The organism is Microbacterium sp. K2, from assembly GCF_051365005.1.
GTDB lineage: Bacteria > Actinomycetota > Actinomycetes > Actinomycetales > Microbacteriaceae > Microbacterium > Microbacterium foliorum_B.
In genome coordinates, this window is the sequence record NZ_JBLWII010000001.1 from 594,826 (window position 1) to 609,659 (window position 14,834).

At 67.6% G+C, this 14,834-nt stretch carries 15 protein-coding genes, 1 tRNA gene and 1 pseudogene; 9 read left to right on the forward strand and 8 right to left on the reverse strand.

Annotated elements, in window-relative coordinates; genetic code table 11:
- The first annotated feature begins 63 nt into the window (after positions 1 to 63).
- Positions 64 to 537, forward strand: a complete 474-nt coding sequence (locus ACLKOY_RS03035) for an Lrp/AsnC family transcriptional regulator (protein WP_042536698.1) — start codon at positions 64 to 66, stop codon at positions 535 to 537.
- Here ACLKOY_RS03035 and ACLKOY_RS03040 read toward each other — a convergent pair.
- Positions 509 to 1,408, reverse strand: a complete 900-nt coding sequence (locus ACLKOY_RS03040; protein WP_436452377.1) for an alpha/beta fold hydrolase — start codon at positions 1,406 to 1,408, stop codon at positions 509 to 511. The two genes, ACLKOY_RS03035 and ACLKOY_RS03040, sit on opposite strands and share 29 nt — an antisense overlap.
- Positions 1,409 to 1,488: 80 nt before the next feature.
- Between ACLKOY_RS03040 and ACLKOY_RS03045 the strand changes: the two genes are divergently transcribed.
- The 6 genes and pseudogenes from ACLKOY_RS03045 (at position 1,489) to ACLKOY_RS03070 (ending at position 5,942) form a co-directional block, all read left to right on the forward strand.
- The gene (locus ACLKOY_RS03045; protein WP_436452378.1) at positions 1,489 to 2,241 is read left to right on the forward strand and encodes an exonuclease domain-containing protein; all 753 of its coding nucleotides are present in this window, start codon (positions 1,489 to 1,491) and stop codon (positions 2,239 to 2,241) included.
- On the forward strand, positions 2,222 to 3,160 hold the full coding sequence (locus ACLKOY_RS03050; RefSeq protein WP_436452380.1) for a helix-turn-helix transcriptional regulator: 939 nt from the start codon (positions 2,222 to 2,224) through the stop codon (positions 3,158 to 3,160). Before ACLKOY_RS03045 ends, ACLKOY_RS03050 begins: the two co-directional genes overlap by 20 nt.
- 86 nt (positions 3,161 to 3,246) lie before the next feature.
- Positions 3,247 to 3,579: a DUF7882 family protein gene (locus tag ACLKOY_RS03055; RefSeq protein ID WP_363570550.1), complete on the forward strand. Its 333-nt coding sequence runs from the start codon at positions 3,247 to 3,249 to the stop codon at positions 3,577 to 3,579.
- 167 nt (positions 3,580 to 3,746) lie between these two features.
- Entirely contained in the window at positions 3,747 to 4,490 is a 744-nt protein-coding gene (locus tag ACLKOY_RS03060; RefSeq protein WP_436452381.1) for a glycosyltransferase family 2 protein, read from the forward strand.
- A gap of 47 nt (positions 4,491 to 4,537) precedes the next feature.
- Positions 4,538 to 5,263 (forward strand): annotated as a pseudogene (locus ACLKOY_RS03065) (endonuclease/exonuclease/phosphatase family protein); the annotation flags it as partial.
- Positions 5,264 to 5,315: 52 nt separating this feature from the next.
- A complete protein-coding gene (locus ACLKOY_RS03070; RefSeq protein WP_436452382.1) occupies positions 5,316 to 5,942 on the forward strand; it encodes a hypothetical protein in 627 nt (208 codons plus the stop codon).
- Here ACLKOY_RS03070 and ACLKOY_RS03075 read toward each other — a convergent pair.
- Both ACLKOY_RS03075 and ACLKOY_RS03080 read right to left on the reverse strand, forming a co-directional pair.
- Positions 5,924 to 5,997: transfer RNA gene (locus ACLKOY_RS03075), tRNA-Ile, on the reverse strand. The two genes, ACLKOY_RS03070 and ACLKOY_RS03075, sit on opposite strands and share 19 nt — an antisense overlap.
- A 29-nt stretch (positions 5,998 to 6,026) precedes the next feature.
- On the reverse strand, positions 6,027 to 6,563 hold the full coding sequence (locus ACLKOY_RS03080) for a gamma carbonic anhydrase family protein (protein ID WP_436452383.1): 537 nt from the start codon (positions 6,561 to 6,563) through the stop codon (positions 6,027 to 6,029).
- Between the two features lie 140 nt (positions 6,564 to 6,703).
- On the opposite strand from ACLKOY_RS03080, the gene ACLKOY_RS03085 reads away from it, so the two are divergent.
- Complete coding sequence (locus ACLKOY_RS03085) at positions 6,704 to 7,189, forward strand: Dps family protein (protein WP_042536706.1); 486 nt, start codon at positions 6,704 to 6,706, stop codon at positions 7,187 to 7,189.
- Between the two features lie 66 nt (positions 7,190 to 7,255).
- On the opposite strand, the gene ACLKOY_RS03090 is transcribed toward ACLKOY_RS03085, so the two are convergent.
- From ACLKOY_RS03090 to ACLKOY_RS03110, 5 genes are read right to left on the reverse strand one after another with little or no spacing between them, the layout of a single operon-like run.
- The gene (locus ACLKOY_RS03090) at positions 7,256 to 8,752 is read right to left on the reverse strand and encodes an amidohydrolase (RefSeq protein WP_436452384.1); all 1,497 of its coding nucleotides are present in this window, start codon (positions 8,750 to 8,752) and stop codon (positions 7,256 to 7,258) included.
- Positions 8,749 to 9,390 (reverse strand): FMN-binding negative transcriptional regulator, encoded by a 642-nt coding sequence (locus ACLKOY_RS03095; RefSeq protein WP_436452385.1) that lies wholly within the window; start codon positions 9,388 to 9,390, stop codon positions 8,749 to 8,751. Before ACLKOY_RS03095 ends, ACLKOY_RS03090 begins: the two co-directional genes overlap by 4 nt.
- Before the next feature lie 23 nt (positions 9,391 to 9,413).
- Positions 9,414 to 10,412, reverse strand: coding sequence for a DNA-formamidopyrimidine glycosylase family protein (locus tag ACLKOY_RS03100; RefSeq protein WP_363570562.1), 999 nt, complete (start codon positions 10,410 to 10,412; stop codon positions 9,414 to 9,416).
- A 1-nt stretch (position 10,413) separates the two neighbouring features.
- Positions 10,414 to 10,899: a ribose-5-phosphate isomerase gene (locus tag ACLKOY_RS03105; RefSeq protein ID WP_363570564.1), complete on the reverse strand. Its 486-nt coding sequence runs from the start codon at positions 10,897 to 10,899 to the stop codon at positions 10,414 to 10,416.
- Positions 10,900 to 10,936: 37 nt separating this feature from the next.
- The gene (locus tag ACLKOY_RS03110) at positions 10,937 to 12,121 is read right to left on the reverse strand and encodes a ferrochelatase (protein ID WP_436452386.1); all 1,185 of its coding nucleotides are present in this window, start codon (positions 12,119 to 12,121) and stop codon (positions 10,937 to 10,939) included.
- 124 nt (positions 12,122 to 12,245) lie between these two features.
- Here ACLKOY_RS03110 and pepN point away from each other — a divergent pair, with 124 nt between their 5' ends.
- Positions 12,246 to 14,798 carry an aminopeptidase N gene (pepN, locus tag ACLKOY_RS03115; protein WP_436452387.1) on the forward strand — a complete coding sequence of 851 codons (2,553 nt, stop codon included), beginning with the start codon at positions 12,246 to 12,248 and terminating at the stop codon, positions 14,796 to 14,798.
- The last annotated feature ends 36 nt before the right edge of the window (positions 14,799 to 14,834 follow it).

Genomic DNA, 14,834 nt, shown 5'->3' on the forward strand with positions numbered 1-14,834 from the left:
CCACGATCGGCTTGAGCATGTTGCCAAATCTTGGCATCCCCCGCCCTGCTATCGTTTGGCACTATGGCCGGACTTGACCGCATCGATCTGGAACTTCTCGCCGCCCTCGCCGATGACCCCCGGGTCACGATCGTCGCACTCGCGGAGAATCTCGGGCTGTCCCGCAACACCATTCAGGCACGCATGGCGAGGCTCGAGCAGACCGGGATCTTCCAGTCGTACGAACGATCGTTCTCCACCGATGTGCTCGGGTTCCCACTTCAGGCGTTCGTGAGCATCGGGGTGCGTCAGACCGAACTCCCGCGCATCATCAACGAGCTGGCTCGGATCCCCGAAGTCGTGCAGGCGCACGGGCTCAGCGGGTCGATCGACCTGCTCGCGCGCGTCGCGTGCAGAGACGCCAGGCACCTCTTCGACACCGACGCGCGCATCCTGTCGATCGAAGGCGTCGAACGCACCGAGACCTCTCTCGCGATGGGCGAGGTGATCCCGTTCCGTGTCGCCGGCCTCATCGGCCTCGCTCGACGGGAATCCTGAGGAATCGGCGAACGGCGCCGGCCGCCTCGGCGGGCGTCTCGTAGTGGATCAGGTGGCCGACCCGGGCGATCTCGACCAGCGTGGCGTCGTCGAAGCGGGTCGCGAGCTGTCGCTCGACCTCGATGGGGGTGATGTCGTCCCGCTGGGCGGCGATGAGCAGCGTAGGAGTCGAGATCGACGAGGCGAACTCGCTCACGTCGTGCGACACGCTCGTCACGAACGCATCCCGGAGGACGTCGCGGTCTGCGAAACGCGAGAAGTAGGTGTCGTGCTGATCGTGGATGAAACGTCGCAGCTGCGGGTCCGACGTCTTGGCCATCGTGATGCTCATGACCCTGACGATCAGACGGTTGCGCAAGAGCGCGGTGCCCGCTCGCTCGGGCAGGCGCGCCCCGAGCGAGTAGTACAGGACAGCAAGGCGCGTCATGATGCCCTTCGGGCCCTCGAGTGCAGGCGCCCCGATCGGATTGATCAGGATCAGCCTCGGAGTCTCGAGACCCGCTGCGACCGCCGCCGAGGCGACGATCGATCCGAAGGAGTGTCCGAGGATCACCGCTCCAGGAGCCACCGTCGCCGCGAAGTCCTTCAGCCAGGCGACGTACTCGTCGAGATCGTACGTGCGGCCGGCGATGGGCGCCGTCTCGCCGAAACCCGGGAGATCGGGAGAGATCACCCGAACCTCGGGCAGGAAGGCGAGGACGGGCTCGAGACCGTGGTGCTCGCCCCGGAAACCGTGCACGGCGACCACCGTCACGTCGGCGTCGACCGGTCCGTACTCCCAGAACACGGTCGTACCGCCGCGGACCGCGACCTCGTGGCGCGCGACCGGCAGTCGGCTGAGGCGGTCTGCATAGGGGGAAGGGACGGTCATGGACCAAGTCTAGAGTCGACGCATGCATGCTCTCCGTGCGCCTCCGCGCGGATGTCGGAACCCGGATCTACGGTGAAACCATGCCCCCGGCCCCCTCGCTCCCGCACTGGATCACTCGTGTCGGCGTGTTCGACCTCGAGACCACGGGTGTCGATGTGGAGAAGGATCGGGTCGTCACCGCGCACGTGGGGCTCCTCGATGCAGATGGGCGCGAGATCGCCGCCAGGGACTGGTTGTCGGATCCCGGCGTGCCGATCCCCGAGGGCGCCACGGCCGTGCACGGAGTCACCACCGAGCATGCCCGACGGCACGGCCGTCCGGGTGCCGAAGTGGTCGGAGAGGTGACCGCTGCCCTGCGATCCCTGCTCTCGCAAGGGGTTCCGATCGTCGCGTACAACGCAGCGTACGACTTCTCCCTCCTGGCGCATGAGGCGCATCGCCACGGAATAGCGCCACTCGAGAATCCCGCGCCGATCATCGACCCTCTCGTGATCGATAAGGCGTACGACCGCTACCGCCCGGGCAAGCGCACCCTCGAGGTCGTCGCCGCTCTCTACGCCGTGCGACTCGAGGATGCGCACGAGGCCGCCGCAGATGCGGTGGCCGCAGGCCGGGTCGCGCAGGCGCTGGCGCGTCAGTTCGTGCTTCCCGAGACTCTCGAGGAGCTGCACACCCGGCAGATCGGGTGGGCCCGTTCCCAGGCGGCGAGCCTCACGGAGTACTTCATCCGGATCGGTCGCCTCGAGCCGGATGAGAGCCTCGACGGCACCTGGCCGGTGCGCGCCCACCGCGCTCTCGAGGAGGTGCCTCGCGATGCGATTCCGAACCAGTGACGTCTCCCGAGTCGAGAGCACCTGGAAGCAGTTCGTCCCGTCCGCGGTCCTGCACGACGTCGACCCCGAGCGGTTCCTCTTCGATTGGCACTCTGCGGATCTCGCGGGTGTGAGCCTGGTCCGATACGACCTGGCGGCCGAGGTCCGTTCGACAGCCGAACCGCATGACCAGGTTCTGGTCTGCCGAGTGGACGGTCCGGATGCACGGGTCTACTCCGACCGCGGCGATCTCGATGCGAGCCGCCCCTGGATCTCCGACGGTCCACGAGTGCATGCGCGGTGGGACGCTGGTGCCCGAGTCACGGCGCTGGTGTTCGAACGCGACACCCTGTCGCGCCTCGCCCGGCAGATCAGCGGTGACGACGACCTGTCCATCCGGATCACCGACCTCTCGCCTCGCTCCGCGCACGCGGCCGCAGCCTGGGACCGCATGTTCGCCTATCTCGAGTCGAGCGCTGCCGCCCTCGAGAACAGCACGGACGATCACGAAATCCTGGGCAGCGAGTTGGCTCGACATGCGACGGCGACGACGCTCGCTGCCTTTGCGACCACGAGCCGTCTCGAGCGCCATCTCCCGACGCAGACGACACCGGCTCCGGCGACCGTGCGTCGGGCCCTCGATTTCATCGCCGACAATTCGCACCGGCCGATCACCGTCGATGACGTCGCCGCAGCCGTCCACATCTCGACACGGGGACTGCAGTACGCCTTCCGACGGGCGCTCGACACGACACCGGCAGAGTCGCTGCGACGGGCACGGTTGGACGGCGCGCATCGCGATCTGCAATCCGGGGCGTACTCGACCGTCACCGCGGTGGCCCGTCGATGGGGTTTCTCGCACCCTTCCCGGTTCGCCGCCGCGTATCGCGACAACTTCGGCGTGCTTCCTTCGGTGACAGCCGCGAAGCACCGCCGATGACACTTTGCGAACAGATTGTTCGCGCCTCTCGCGCGCCGAGGGTGGCTGGTGCGAAGGTTCGCTCTCGGGCGAATATATTCCGAGATATGGGTTCTCTCTATTACGGCGCCTCGGAGCCGATCCATATCGACGATCGCGCACTCGCGCACCTCAAGGTCGTCGTTGCCACGAAGCTGCGTCGCAACGAGAGCTTCACACTGACCTGGAAGCACCCGGAGGGCGACCCTGAAGGCCGCTCGACGGTCTGGCTGCATCCCTCGATCCCCCTGCGGTTCGTCTTCGATGAAAGCGAGGCACCGGAGCTCAGCCGTCGATGGATAGAGGATCTCGCGCACTCCGCCAACTCGAGCGGCGGGATCACGCTCGTCGACGAACTGATCGAGCCTTCGCCCGACGTCCCGGCTGCAGACGGTCGCTGAGCCGGGCGCGATGCTCAGGGTGTGCTCCACCTGTGTCAAGTCCTTCGTTCCCCTCATAGATCGATGAGATGATCGCTCCGATGACAGAGCGCACAGAAGAGCACGGGGCCGGACAGGCCGGGAGCGTCCAGTCTCGCAAACCACCCGTCCGCTCCCCCACAACCTCCGTGGTCATCCCTGTCAAGGATGACGCCGAGCTGCTGGCACGGTGTCTGCGGGCCCTGCACGCACAGGAGTCACCGGCCGACGAGATCATCGTGGTCGACAACGACTCCTCCGACGCGTCGGCGTCCGTGGCTCGAGCATCGGGCGCGCGCGTGCTCACCTGCAGCGAGCCGGGCATCTCCGCTGCAGCGTCCACCGGATACGACGCCGCGGGCGGTGATCTGATCCTCAGACTCGACGCGGACTGCGAACCGGATACCGACTGGATCTCCGCCGTCGTCACCGCCTTCGGGGAGGACGAGCGCACGGGGGCCGTGACCGGACACGCGCGGTTCACCGACGGGCCTGCGGCACTCCGCCTCCCGCTCGCTCGACTCTATCTCGGGGCGTACACGAGTCTCTTGAGTGTCACGCTCGGTCACCGACCGCTCTTCGGCTCCAATCTCGCGTTCCGGAGGGAGGCATGGCATGCGGTGCGTGGAGACGTGCATCGCGGCGATCCGCACATCCACGACGACCTCGACCTCGCCTTCCACCTCGGTGAGAACCATCGCATCGCGCGGCTCCCTGGCGAGTCGATGGGAATGTCGATGAGACCACTCACCGCAGGGCAGTTCGGCCGACGCGTGCACCGAGGTTTCCGCAGCGTGCTCGTGCACTGGCCGCGCGACTTCCCCCCTGTCCGGTGGGCACGCCTGGCGGTCCGGCGCCGTCTGCGCGGCCCAGCATCGCGGAGGACTCGATGACCGTCCCCCCGCTGATCGGCCCGACAGGCGCGCCGGACGTGCACGTGATGTCCTTCAACATCCGCCGCGCCATGGAGGGGCCCATGCGTCCGAAGCGCGATCGCTGGAGTGTGCGCGCCCCGGCAGTCGCCGAGATGCTCGGCTCAGAGCGTCCGACGATCCTCGGGCTGCAGGAGGTGCTGCCCCGTGCGACGCGCGTCGTCTCCGAAGCGCTCGGTCCCGACTACCGGTTCATCGGCAGAGGGAGGAATCGCAACGGCACGGGTGAGGGCACTCCGCTCGTCTATGACGCCGAACGCCTGGAGCTGCGTGACTGGGAGCAGCGGCCCCTCTCAGCACGTCCCGACGAACCGGGCAGTCGGTCCTGGGGCAACCTCATCCCCCGCATCCTCGTGACAGCGGAGTTCTCCGACAGGGAGACGGGCGTCCGGTTCCTCGTCGTCAACGCCCACCTCGACCACCTCTCGCCGCGTTCTCGGCGGCGATCAGCCGCGGCCATCGCCGATCTGGTCCGAGAGCGCGGGCTTCCGGCGATCGTGATGGGCGATCTCAACGCGGGCCCCCGCTCGGGCGCCGTGCGCTCGCTTCTCTCGCACGCGCAGCTCACCGATTCCTGGATCGCCGCAGAGGACCGGCTCACGCCTCTGTGGAGCACGCTCAACGGGTATCGACGACCGCGGCTCACAGGGCGGCGCGTCGATTGGATGCTCGTCAGCCGGGACGTGCAGGTGCGTGCCGCCGCCATCAACGCACACGTCTTCGGCGGGATCAGACCCTCGGACCACCTGGCAGTGCGGCGCTCGTGCGTCTGGAAAGGAAGGCACTGTGAAAGAGGACTTCCTGCGACCTCCTCACACCCTCACCGAGTGGTCCGCCGATGCTCTGCGGACTCTGGGGATCATCGGCGTCGGCTTCGCGCTGATCTGGCTCACGCCGACGGATGCGGGCATCGCCGCGCTCGCTCTTCCGGCCCTGATGCTGCCACGGGTCCTGGGCCTGCGCGGGTGGTTCGACCTGGCGGTGTGCTCGACGGTGCTCGTAGCGGCGTGGAGCAACGTGTTCGACCTGTACCGAACGGTCCCCGGATGGGATCTGCTCGTCCACCTGGTCTGCACGGGCGTTCTGGCCATCATCACCGCGCTGATCCTCACCCGTGCGGACGTCGTCACGATGACTCCTGATCGCGGCGCCCGGCCGCGAACGCCCCTCGTCCTCGCACCGCTCCTGGCCCTCGCGCTCAGCGCGGTGTGGGAGATGATCGAGTGGTTGGGCTGGGCCTACCTCAGCGACGAGATCTTCGTCACGTATCAGGACACGATCGGCGACATGGTCTTCGGCGGAATCGGCGGAGTCGCGGCGGGCGTCATACTCGCGACGGCATCCCTGAACCGACCGCGCTCGAGATCTGAGTTCGGCGAATCGACGAACGGGAGTAGGGCGGGTCGGACTTGAACCGACGATCGTTGGGTTATGAGCCCACTGCCTTAACCAGCTTGGCCACCGCCCCGTGACGACAAGCCTATCGGGCCAAACCGGTCAGATCGGTGTCGCGGCGGCGTGCGTCTCGAGGTGCCTCAGATAGATCTCGGCGTTCGCGATCAGATCCGCACGCTCGTCGTCGCTGAGCGATCGGCGCACCTTAGCCGGGACCCCGGCCACCAGCGAGCCGTCGGGCACCTCGGTTCCTCCGAGCACCACTGCTCCGCCGGCGATCAGGCAGCCCGCGCCGATGACGGCGCCACTGAGGACGACAGCCCCCATGCCGATGAGCGAGCCGTCCCCGATCGTGCATCCGTGCACGACAGCGTTGTGACCGATCGACACCTTCGCGCCCACGATGACGGGATGAGCCGCATCGACGTGGACCGAGGCGTTGTCCTGCACGTTGCTGCCTGGACCGATGACGATGGATGCCGAATCGCCTCGGAGTACGGCGTTGTACCAGACGCTCGCCCCCTCTGCCAGCGAGACCTCGCCGACGATGCGCGCTCCCTCGGCGATGAAGGCGTCTTCGGCTACCGACGGGGTCTTTCCCGGGAGCGCGAGGACAGAGGCTCCGGCTGCGATGCTCATGAGGTGAGACTATCCTCTCAAGGCCGGATTTCCGCATGATTCCGGGGCACTAAGCCGAGCCTTCGCTTGCTTGCGGAATGTTTTCAGACGAGTAGCGTTGTCATCATCAGGCATGAAGAGACAACTCCGGAGGAGTCAAGATGAGCAAGGTACAGACCGTTTCCACCACCGCCAGCGACCCGACAGTGGCAGCTGCAGCGGCTCAGTTCCTCTCCCCCGTCGTGCTCGGACTCCAGGCACTGACGATCGATGGCAAGCAGGCGCACTGGCACGTGCGCGGCGCCAACTTCGTCGGCGTCCACGAGCTCCTCGACACGATCGTCGCGCACGCCGGTGACTTCGCAGACACGGCGGCCGAGCGGATCGTCGCCCTCGGTCTCCCGATCGACGCGCGCATCAGCGCCGTGGCTGCCAAGGGCAGCGCGACCTCGGTTCCCGCCGGCTTCACGCAGTCCGACGAGCTCGTGCGCGCTGTCATCTCCGACATCGACGCGATCCTCATCGACGTGAAGGCTGCGATCGACGGACTCGACGAGGTCGACCTCACGAGCCAGGACGTCGCGATCGAGATCATGCGCGGACTCGAGAAGGACCGCTGGTTCCTCGTGTCGCACATCGCCGCGTAACCCACCACACCACTCACGACGAAGGGCACCGGGATTCTCCGGTGCCCTTCGTCGTGCATGCCGTCGTCAGCCGCCGTGTGTGAGACGCCCGGACAGCAGCGTTGCCACGATGGGCATTCCCCGCAGATCGCTACCCGAGGCGACGAGCGGGTCGAGTCCGCAGAGCGCGATATCGGCGGGTTCCCCCGGTCGCAACGACGTGCGCACGCTCGCCTGCAGCGCCTGCTCCCGCGTGAGCCGTTCTTCCGGATGCCACGGCTCCCGCTCGTCGTCCGTGCGGGTGACTGCTGCGGAGATGCCCTGCCACGGATCCAGCGGAGCGACAGGAGCATCCGACCCGAAGCGCAGCTCGACTCCGGCGTCGCGCAGCGCCCCGAGGGGGTAGCCGATGGAGGTCTGACCCGCCCAGTGGCGCCCCACCAGATCACGGTCATCCAGAGCGTGCTGCGGCTGGACGCTCGCGACGACGCCGAGCCGGCCGAAGCGGGCGAGATCCGCGTGCCGCACCAGCTGGGCATGCTCTATCGTTCCCACCGCCCCGGACACGGTGAAGGCGTCGAGCGCTCCCGTCACCGCGCGGTCGCCGATGGCGTGGACGGCGACAGCCAGCCCCGAGCCGGTGGCGACGGTCAACAGCTCGGTGAGCTTCGCAGGGGGCACGGTGAGAACGCCGAAGTTCTCCGGGTCACCCGGATAGGAGTGGGAGCACGCGGCCGTCCTCGTGCCGAGCGAACCATCGCTGATGATCTTCAGAGGACCGACGTGAATCAAGCCGCGGCCCGCGTCCGGAGCCTCCGGATCCTCATGGAGCTCCCCCGTGCGCAGCCCGGCACGGATCGCGCGGTCGAGATCGAAGGGATAGATCGCGAATTCGACTCGGTGCGCCGCGAAGCCTGCAGCCACTCGCCTCGGCCAGGCATCTGCGTTCCAGGCCATGTCGAAGTCCACGAGGCCGGTCACCCCGCGAGAGGCGGCGCGCTCCCCGGCCGCGCGTACCGCGATGTCGCCACGATCAGGGTCCACCGCGTTGAGGCGGCGGGAGATCTCGAACGCCTCCTCCTCGCGCAGCATCCCGTCGTCGCTGTCGAAGCCTTCGAGCCGCAGCGCCGCCGAGTTCAGCCACGTGCTGTGGACATCGGCATTGATGAGGTAGGTCGGCACCTCCCCGGTGACGCTGTCGAGCAGAGCGAGCGTCGGGCGATCCGGCCACATCGCGTCGCGGAAGCCACTGCCCACCTTGCGTCCGTCGGGAAGGGGCGCCGCCGCAGCCATGATCGCTGCGGCCTCCGCCGCCGACGCCGCGCTCCCGAGCGTGACTCGCTCCGTCGCGAGGGCCCACTGCACCGTGTGCACGTGGTTGTCCCACAGGCCGGGTACCGCCCAGGCGCCTCCCCCGTCGAGCACCTCACCCCTCGGCGTCAGCGCGCCCAGGGGAGCGATGTCGACGATGCGTCCGTCGTCGATGAAGATGTCGACCGGCTCGTCGTCGATGAGGAACTCGCGCCCCGGGCCCGCCACGCGAACGCCCGTGACGGTGCCTATGCGCGCACCGACACCGGTCACCGGACCGCTCCCGTGCGGGCCTGCTGGGCCCGGCGCATCTCGGCAGCAAGGGCGGGCTGGGCGTACGGGCCATCGCCCTCGAGTTCGGCGATGACGGTCTCCACGGTCTCGGCAGGCTTGTTCTGGCTGAGTTTGCGCTTGGCGACGACCCTGGTCGGGGTGAGTCTGAAGCCCACCGTCCCTCCGGCCAGCCGCGCCACGAACGCTGGGTCGTTCGGTCGTTCCCACATCCGCCGCGGCTCCGGCATCCGCCCCTCGAAGCGATCGACCAGCCGGTCGAGCACGGCGAGGTTCTCTTCGTCGCTGAGTATCTCGGGAATCCCTGCCAGATGCACGGCCGTGTAGTTCCAGGTCGGAACCGACTGCACATCGCCGTACCACCCGGGCGAGATGTAGCCGTGCGGTCCTTGGAAGACGACGAGAAGTTCCCTCTCCCCCAGGCCGTGGATCAGATCGTCGGGCCGCCCGACATGACCCACGACCGTGAGGTCGTCGCGGTCGTCATCGAGCAGAACGACGTAGTGCGATGAGACCAGGCCGTCGGCGCCATGGCTCACGATCGTCGCCCAGGGATCGGCATCGACGATCCGACGGATCTCGGCCACATCAGCGAGCGTGAAACTGGGGTTCTGACGCATCCCCTCAGCCTATGGCCGACGGGTCACGCCTGGCAGCGCGGGCACCAGTACAGCTTGCGCGCGCCGATCTCTTCGAGAGCGATCTCGGTGCCGCAGATGCGGCACGGCAGACCGGCACGGTGGTAGACCCAATGCCGGTCGTCGCGGCTCGCCATCGCGGCTCGGTACGCATCGGGCGAAAGGTCGTCCATCGTCATCATCTGACCGGTCTCGACACCGATGGCGAGGAGACGCACCCAGTCGTGCCACAGGGCTCGCACGATGTCTTCCGGAACCTCGCGGCCGGGCGTATGGGGGTTCAATCGCTGCCGGAACAGCATCTCGGCCCGGTACACGTTGCCGATGCCACTCACCACAGCCTGATCCATGAGCAGGAGCGCGATCACCGTCTGCTTCTTGCGGACCGCCTCGACGAAGCGCTCCTCGTTCTGCACGGGGTCCCCCACGAGCGGATCGGGGCCGAGCTTCGCCACGCTGGCGAGCATCTCCTCGGGCGTCTGCAGAACGCAGGCGGTGGGACCACGAAGATCTGCGGCGGTGATGTCGGTCATCAGACGCAGCCGCACCTGGCCGACGACCGGCGGCGGCCATTCGAACCCCTCGTCAGCGAGCCCCTTCGTCTGCTCGGACATGCGGACATGCACGCGGGTGCGCCGCGGTGCACCGATGGAGGCGAGCGAGTTCTCTCCCGCATCGTCGAGGATCTCCTCGTCGACCACCGTGCCCCGCTGGTTGGTCTGCCCCATGCGGCCGTTCGCCGACGCGATGGTGGGGTCGACGAGGATGTCCCCGGCGAAGTCCCATGCCCCGTAGAGTCCGAGATGCACTCGCAGCCAGACATCGCCCTCGGCCTCGAGGAACATCTGCTTCCCCACGGCCTGCACGCTGATCGCCTCACGTCCGTTCAGAACGGCCGCACCCTCGGCGAATCGCCCCTGGGGACTCGAGGCGAGCATCGTCTTGCCGACGAAGTTCCGGTCGAACTGGCGAGCGATTCGATGGACGGAGTGACCCTCGGGCATGTCAGGCCCGCGGATCCGGAAGCAGCGAGCCGTCGCGCTCGAAGTCCGCGATCTGACCGATGCGGCGGACGTGACGCTCGTCGTGCGAGAACGGGGTCGCGATGAAGGTGTCGATGAACGAGGTGACCTCGTCGAAGGAGTGCTGACGTGCACCGATCGAGATCACGTTCGCATCGTTGTGCTCGCGGGCGAGCTCAGCGGTCGACGTGTTCCACACCAGTGCGGCGCGGACGCCCTCGACCTTGTTCGCGGCGATCTGCTCGCCGTTGCCCGAGCCCCCGAACACCACGCCCAGCGTCTCGATCCCGGCCGCCTGATCGGCCACGACAGCCTGCGCGGCGCGGATGCAGAACGCGGGGTAGTCGTCGAGCGCGTCGTACTCGACCGGTCCGTGGTCGACGACCTCGTGACCTGCGTCGCGCAGATGATCCTGCAGCTGCGTCGAGAAGTCGAGACCGGCGTGATCGGTGGCGATATGGATGCGCATGGCATCCATCCTAGAAGCGACGAGGGTCAGCGGGTGCTCACGGGGCCACGCCGGAAGCAGCCGGCTTGAATCCTGCCCGGACGTTCTCGCAGCAGCCGGGGCGGCACACGTCGAACGCACCGGGCAGAGACGTCACGTGGGGGCGATCCTCGTTGGGACGACCCTCCAGGCGCTCGATGATCAGGTCGACGATGCCGCTGACGAACGACGGAGCGACCCCGGGCGTCGGAGTGCGCGTGAAGGCGAGCCCCGCCTCCTCTGCGGCTTCCGCGGCCTCGGTGTCGAGGTCCCAGAGCACCTCCATGTGATCGCTCATGAAACCGACCGGCACGACGGCCACGGCCTTCCGACCGCGCTCGGGGAGCTCGCCGATGACGTCGCACACATCCGGCTCGAGCCACGGCTGCGAGGCGGGGCCCGAACGGGACTGGTAGACCAGCTCCCACGAGACGTCGGCCGCTGCGGGGATGCTCTCGCGGACGCGATCCATCACCCATGCGGCGACGGCGAGATGCTGTGCCGCATACGCACCGCCCTCGCCCCAGTCGATGTCCCGCGCGCCCGAGCGCTCGGCATCCGCGGTCGGGATGCTGTGCGTCGAGAAAAGGATCTGGATCTCGGCGGGGGCGAAGCCCTGACCGAGGAAGGTCTCCACGGCCTCGCGAACGCCGGTCTCGAACGACTCGACGAACCCGGGGTGGTCATAGAACGGACGGATCTTGTCGATCGTCACCGTCTCGCCGAGCTTCGTCTCCTCCAGCACTCGCGCGAAGTCCTCGCGGTACTGCCGGCAGCTCGAGAAGGAGCTGTAGGCGCTCGTGGCGAACGCGAGAAGCGTCGTCTTGCCGTCGGCTGCGGCTTCGGTGACGACCTCTTCGAGGTACGGGCTCCAGTTGCGGTTGCCCCAGTACACCGGAAGATCGATGCCGCGGCGGGCGAGCTCGGCCTCGAGCGCCTCCTTGAGGATGCGGTTCTGTCCGTTGATCGGGCTCACACCCCCGAAGTGGCGGTAGTGGTGCGCGACCTCTTCGAGACGCTCATCCGGGATGCCGCGGCCCCTCGTGACATTGCGGAGGAACGGGATGACGTCCTCCTGTCCCTCAGGGCCACCGAACCCGGCGAGCAGGATGCCGTCATAGGCCACCGGGGTGGTCATGTACGGCGCGCCGGAGGCAGCAGCATCGGAAGCAAAGAGGACGGTGTTCGGCTCGATCGCGGTCACCCGTCCATTCTTTCATCTCTTGAACGTGAGTCAGGCCGCCGTGCTGGCGTAGGCTGTCATGGTTGCCGTGGGCGCCAACTGCGCTGGGTTGCGGCAGCATCCCCTCACCCCTGGGAGTACAGCTGTGCCTGGAGAGAACCTCACCCGCATCGAAGCGCAGGAGCGCCGCGACATCATCGACACCCAGTCGTACGAAGTCTCGCTCGACCTGACGAAGGGTGCGGAGGTCTTCGGCTCCCGCAGCGTCGTCCGCTTCACCGCGACGCCGGAGAGCCTCACCTTCATCGATCTGATCGCACGTGACGTGCGCGAGATCTCGTTGAACGGAGAGCAGCTCGACCCCGATGAGGTCTTCGCCGACTCGCGCATCGCGCTGGCCGGCCTGCAGGCCGAGAACGTCCTCGTCGTCGATGCCGACTGCGAGTACACCAACACCGGCGAGGGACTGCACCGCTTCGTCGATCCTGTCGACGGCGAGGTCTACCTCTACTCGCAGTTCGAGGTTCCCGACTCGCGTCGCGTGTTCGCCGTGTTCGAGCAGCCCGATCTGAAGGCCACGTTCCAGTTCACGGTGACGGCGCCGGCATCCTGGAAGGTCGTCTCGAACTCCCCCACGCCTGAGCCCATCGTCCACGACGACGACACGGTCGCGACCTGGGGCTTCGAGCCCACGCCTCGCATCTCCTCGTACATCACGGCCCTGGTCGCAGGCCCCTACGAGGCGACGTTCTCCGAGCTCACCAGCGCGTCCGGCCGCGTGATCCCCCTCGGCGTGTACGGCCGCAAGAGCCTGTGGCAGCACCTCGACGCCGACTACATCTTCGACAAGACGCGCGAGGGCTTCGCCTACTTCGAGTCGAAGTTCGGCGTGCCCTATCCCTTCGCGAAGTACGATCAGCTCTTCGTCCCCGAGTTCAACGCCGGTGCCATGGAGAACGCGGGAGCGGTCACCTTCACCGAGACCTACGTGTTCCGCAGCAAGGTCACCGACGCCGTCAAGGAGCGCCGCGTCGTCACGATCCTGCACGAGCTCGCACACATGTGGTTCGGCGATCTCGTGACCATGAAGTGGTGGAACGACCTCTGGTTGAACGAGTCGTTCGCCGAGTGGGCGTCGACGATCGCGACCGCCGAGGCCACCGAGTGGACCGAGGCATGGACGACCTTCAACGCGATGGAGAAGACCTGGGCCTATCGCCAGGACCAGCTGCCTTCGACCCACCCCATCGTCGCCGAGATCAACGACCTCGAGGACGTGCAGGTGAACTTCGACGGCATCACCTACGCGAAGGGCGGCTCGGTCCTCAAGCAGCTCGCCGCGTGGGTCGGCATCGAGGCGTTCTTCGCCGGTGTCTCGCAGTACTTCCAGAAGCACTCCTGGGGCAACACCGAGCTCAGCGACCTCCTCGTCGAGCTCGAGGCCACCAGCGGGCGCGATCTGAGCACCTGGTCGAAGAAGTGGCTCGAGACCGCTGGAGTGAACACGCTGGAGCCGGTGATCGCCGACGACTCCGACGGTACGATCACGCGGTTCGCCGTGACGCAGACCGCTCCGGCCGACTACCCGACCATCCGTCCCCACCGGCTCGGCATCGGCTTCTACAACCTCCAGGACGGCGCACTCGTGCGCTCGCACTACGCCGAGGTCGACGTCGACGGCGACCGCACGGAGGTCCCCGAGCTGCACGGCCTCAAGCGCCCCGACCTCGTGCTCCTCAACGACAACGACCTCGCCTACGCGAAGATCCGTCTCGACGAGCGCTCCCTCGCCACAGCGATCGCGCACCTCGCGGACATCAGCGACCCGCTCGCGCGTTCTCTCGTCTGGGGCGCCGCATGGGACCAGACGCGCGACGCCGAGACTGCAGCCTCCGACTACATCGACCTGGTGCTGGGCAACATCGGCCGCGAGACCGAGTCGACCACGGTCCGCACCACGCTCGCGCAGCTGCGCAGCGCTGCGACGCTCTACGTCACGCCGGAGGCTCGCCTCGCCGCCCGCCAGAAGGTCGCAGACGGACTCTGGGCGCTCGCCGAGGCAGCCGAATCAGGCAGCGACAGCCAGCTGCAGTTCGTCACGGCCTTCGCAAACGCGCTCGTGACGCCCGAGCATGCAGGCATCGTCGGGCGTCTGCGCTCCGGCGAGGAGACGCTTCCGGGTCTCGAGATCGACGCGGACCTCAGCTGGCAGCTACTCGTCGGACTCGCCACGATCGGTGCGACGGATGCTGCATCCATCGACGCAGCGCTCTCATCGGACAACACGTCGAAGGGCGGCGAGTTCGCCGCGCAGGCACGCGCTGCACTGCCCGACTCCGCCTCGAAGAAGGCGGCCTGGGCGTCGCTGATCGATCGTGACGACGCTCCGAACACGATCGTGCGATCTGCCGCGCTCGGCTTCGTGCACCCGGCGGGTGCGGAGGCGCTTCGCGAGTTCGTGCCCGCGTACTTCGACATGCTGGTGCCGATCTGGGAGTCCCGCAGCTACCAGATCGCCCAGTATCTGGTCGTCGGCCTGTTCCCCACCGCCATCGCGGATGTCGAACTGCGCGACGCGACGCGGGCCTGGCTGTCCGCCAACCAGGACGCGGCGCCGGCGCTGCGCCGACTCGTGCTGGAGAACCTCGCGGACGTCGAGCGCTCGCTCGCTGCGCAGTCCCGCGACGCGGAGGACTGAGCCCGCTTCTTCCATCAGGCCTCTGCGCGGTGCATC

Excerpts from the sequence above, each read along its gene's own strand:
- ACLKOY_RS03035 (WP_042536698.1), top strand. The coding sequence starts at position 64 with ATGGCCGGACTTGACCGCATCGATCTGGAACTTCTCGCCGCCCTCGCC.
- ACLKOY_RS03040 (WP_436452377.1), bottom strand. The coding sequence starts at position 1,408 with ATGACCGTCCCTTCCCCCTATGCAGACCGCCTCAGCCGACTGCCGGTC.
- ACLKOY_RS03045 (WP_436452378.1), top strand. The coding sequence starts at position 1,489 with ATGCCCCCGGCCCCCTCGCTCCCGCACTGGATCACTCGTGTCGGCGTG.
- ACLKOY_RS03050 (WP_436452380.1), top strand. The coding sequence starts at position 2,222 with ATGCGATTCCGAACCAGTGACGTCTCCCGAGTCGAGAGCACCTGGAAG.
- ACLKOY_RS03055 (WP_363570550.1), top strand. The coding sequence starts at position 3,247 with ATGGGTTCTCTCTATTACGGCGCCTCGGAGCCGATCCATATCGACGAT.
- ACLKOY_RS03080 (WP_436452383.1), bottom strand. The coding sequence starts at position 6,563 with ATGAGCATCGCAGCCGGAGCCTCTGTCCTCGCGCTCCCGGGAAAGACC.
- ACLKOY_RS03085 (WP_042536706.1), top strand. The coding sequence starts at position 6,704 with ATGAGCAAGGTACAGACCGTTTCCACCACCGCCAGCGACCCGACAGTG.
- ACLKOY_RS03095 (WP_436452385.1), bottom strand. The coding sequence starts at position 9,390 with ATGCGTCAGAACCCCAGTTTCACGCTCGCTGATGTGGCCGAGATCCGT.
- ACLKOY_RS03100 (WP_363570562.1), bottom strand. The coding sequence starts at position 10,412 with ATGCCCGAGGGTCACTCCGTCCATCGAATCGCTCGCCAGTTCGACCGG.
- ACLKOY_RS03105 (WP_363570564.1), bottom strand. The coding sequence starts at position 10,899 with ATGCGCATCCATATCGCCACCGATCACGCCGGTCTCGACTTCTCGACG.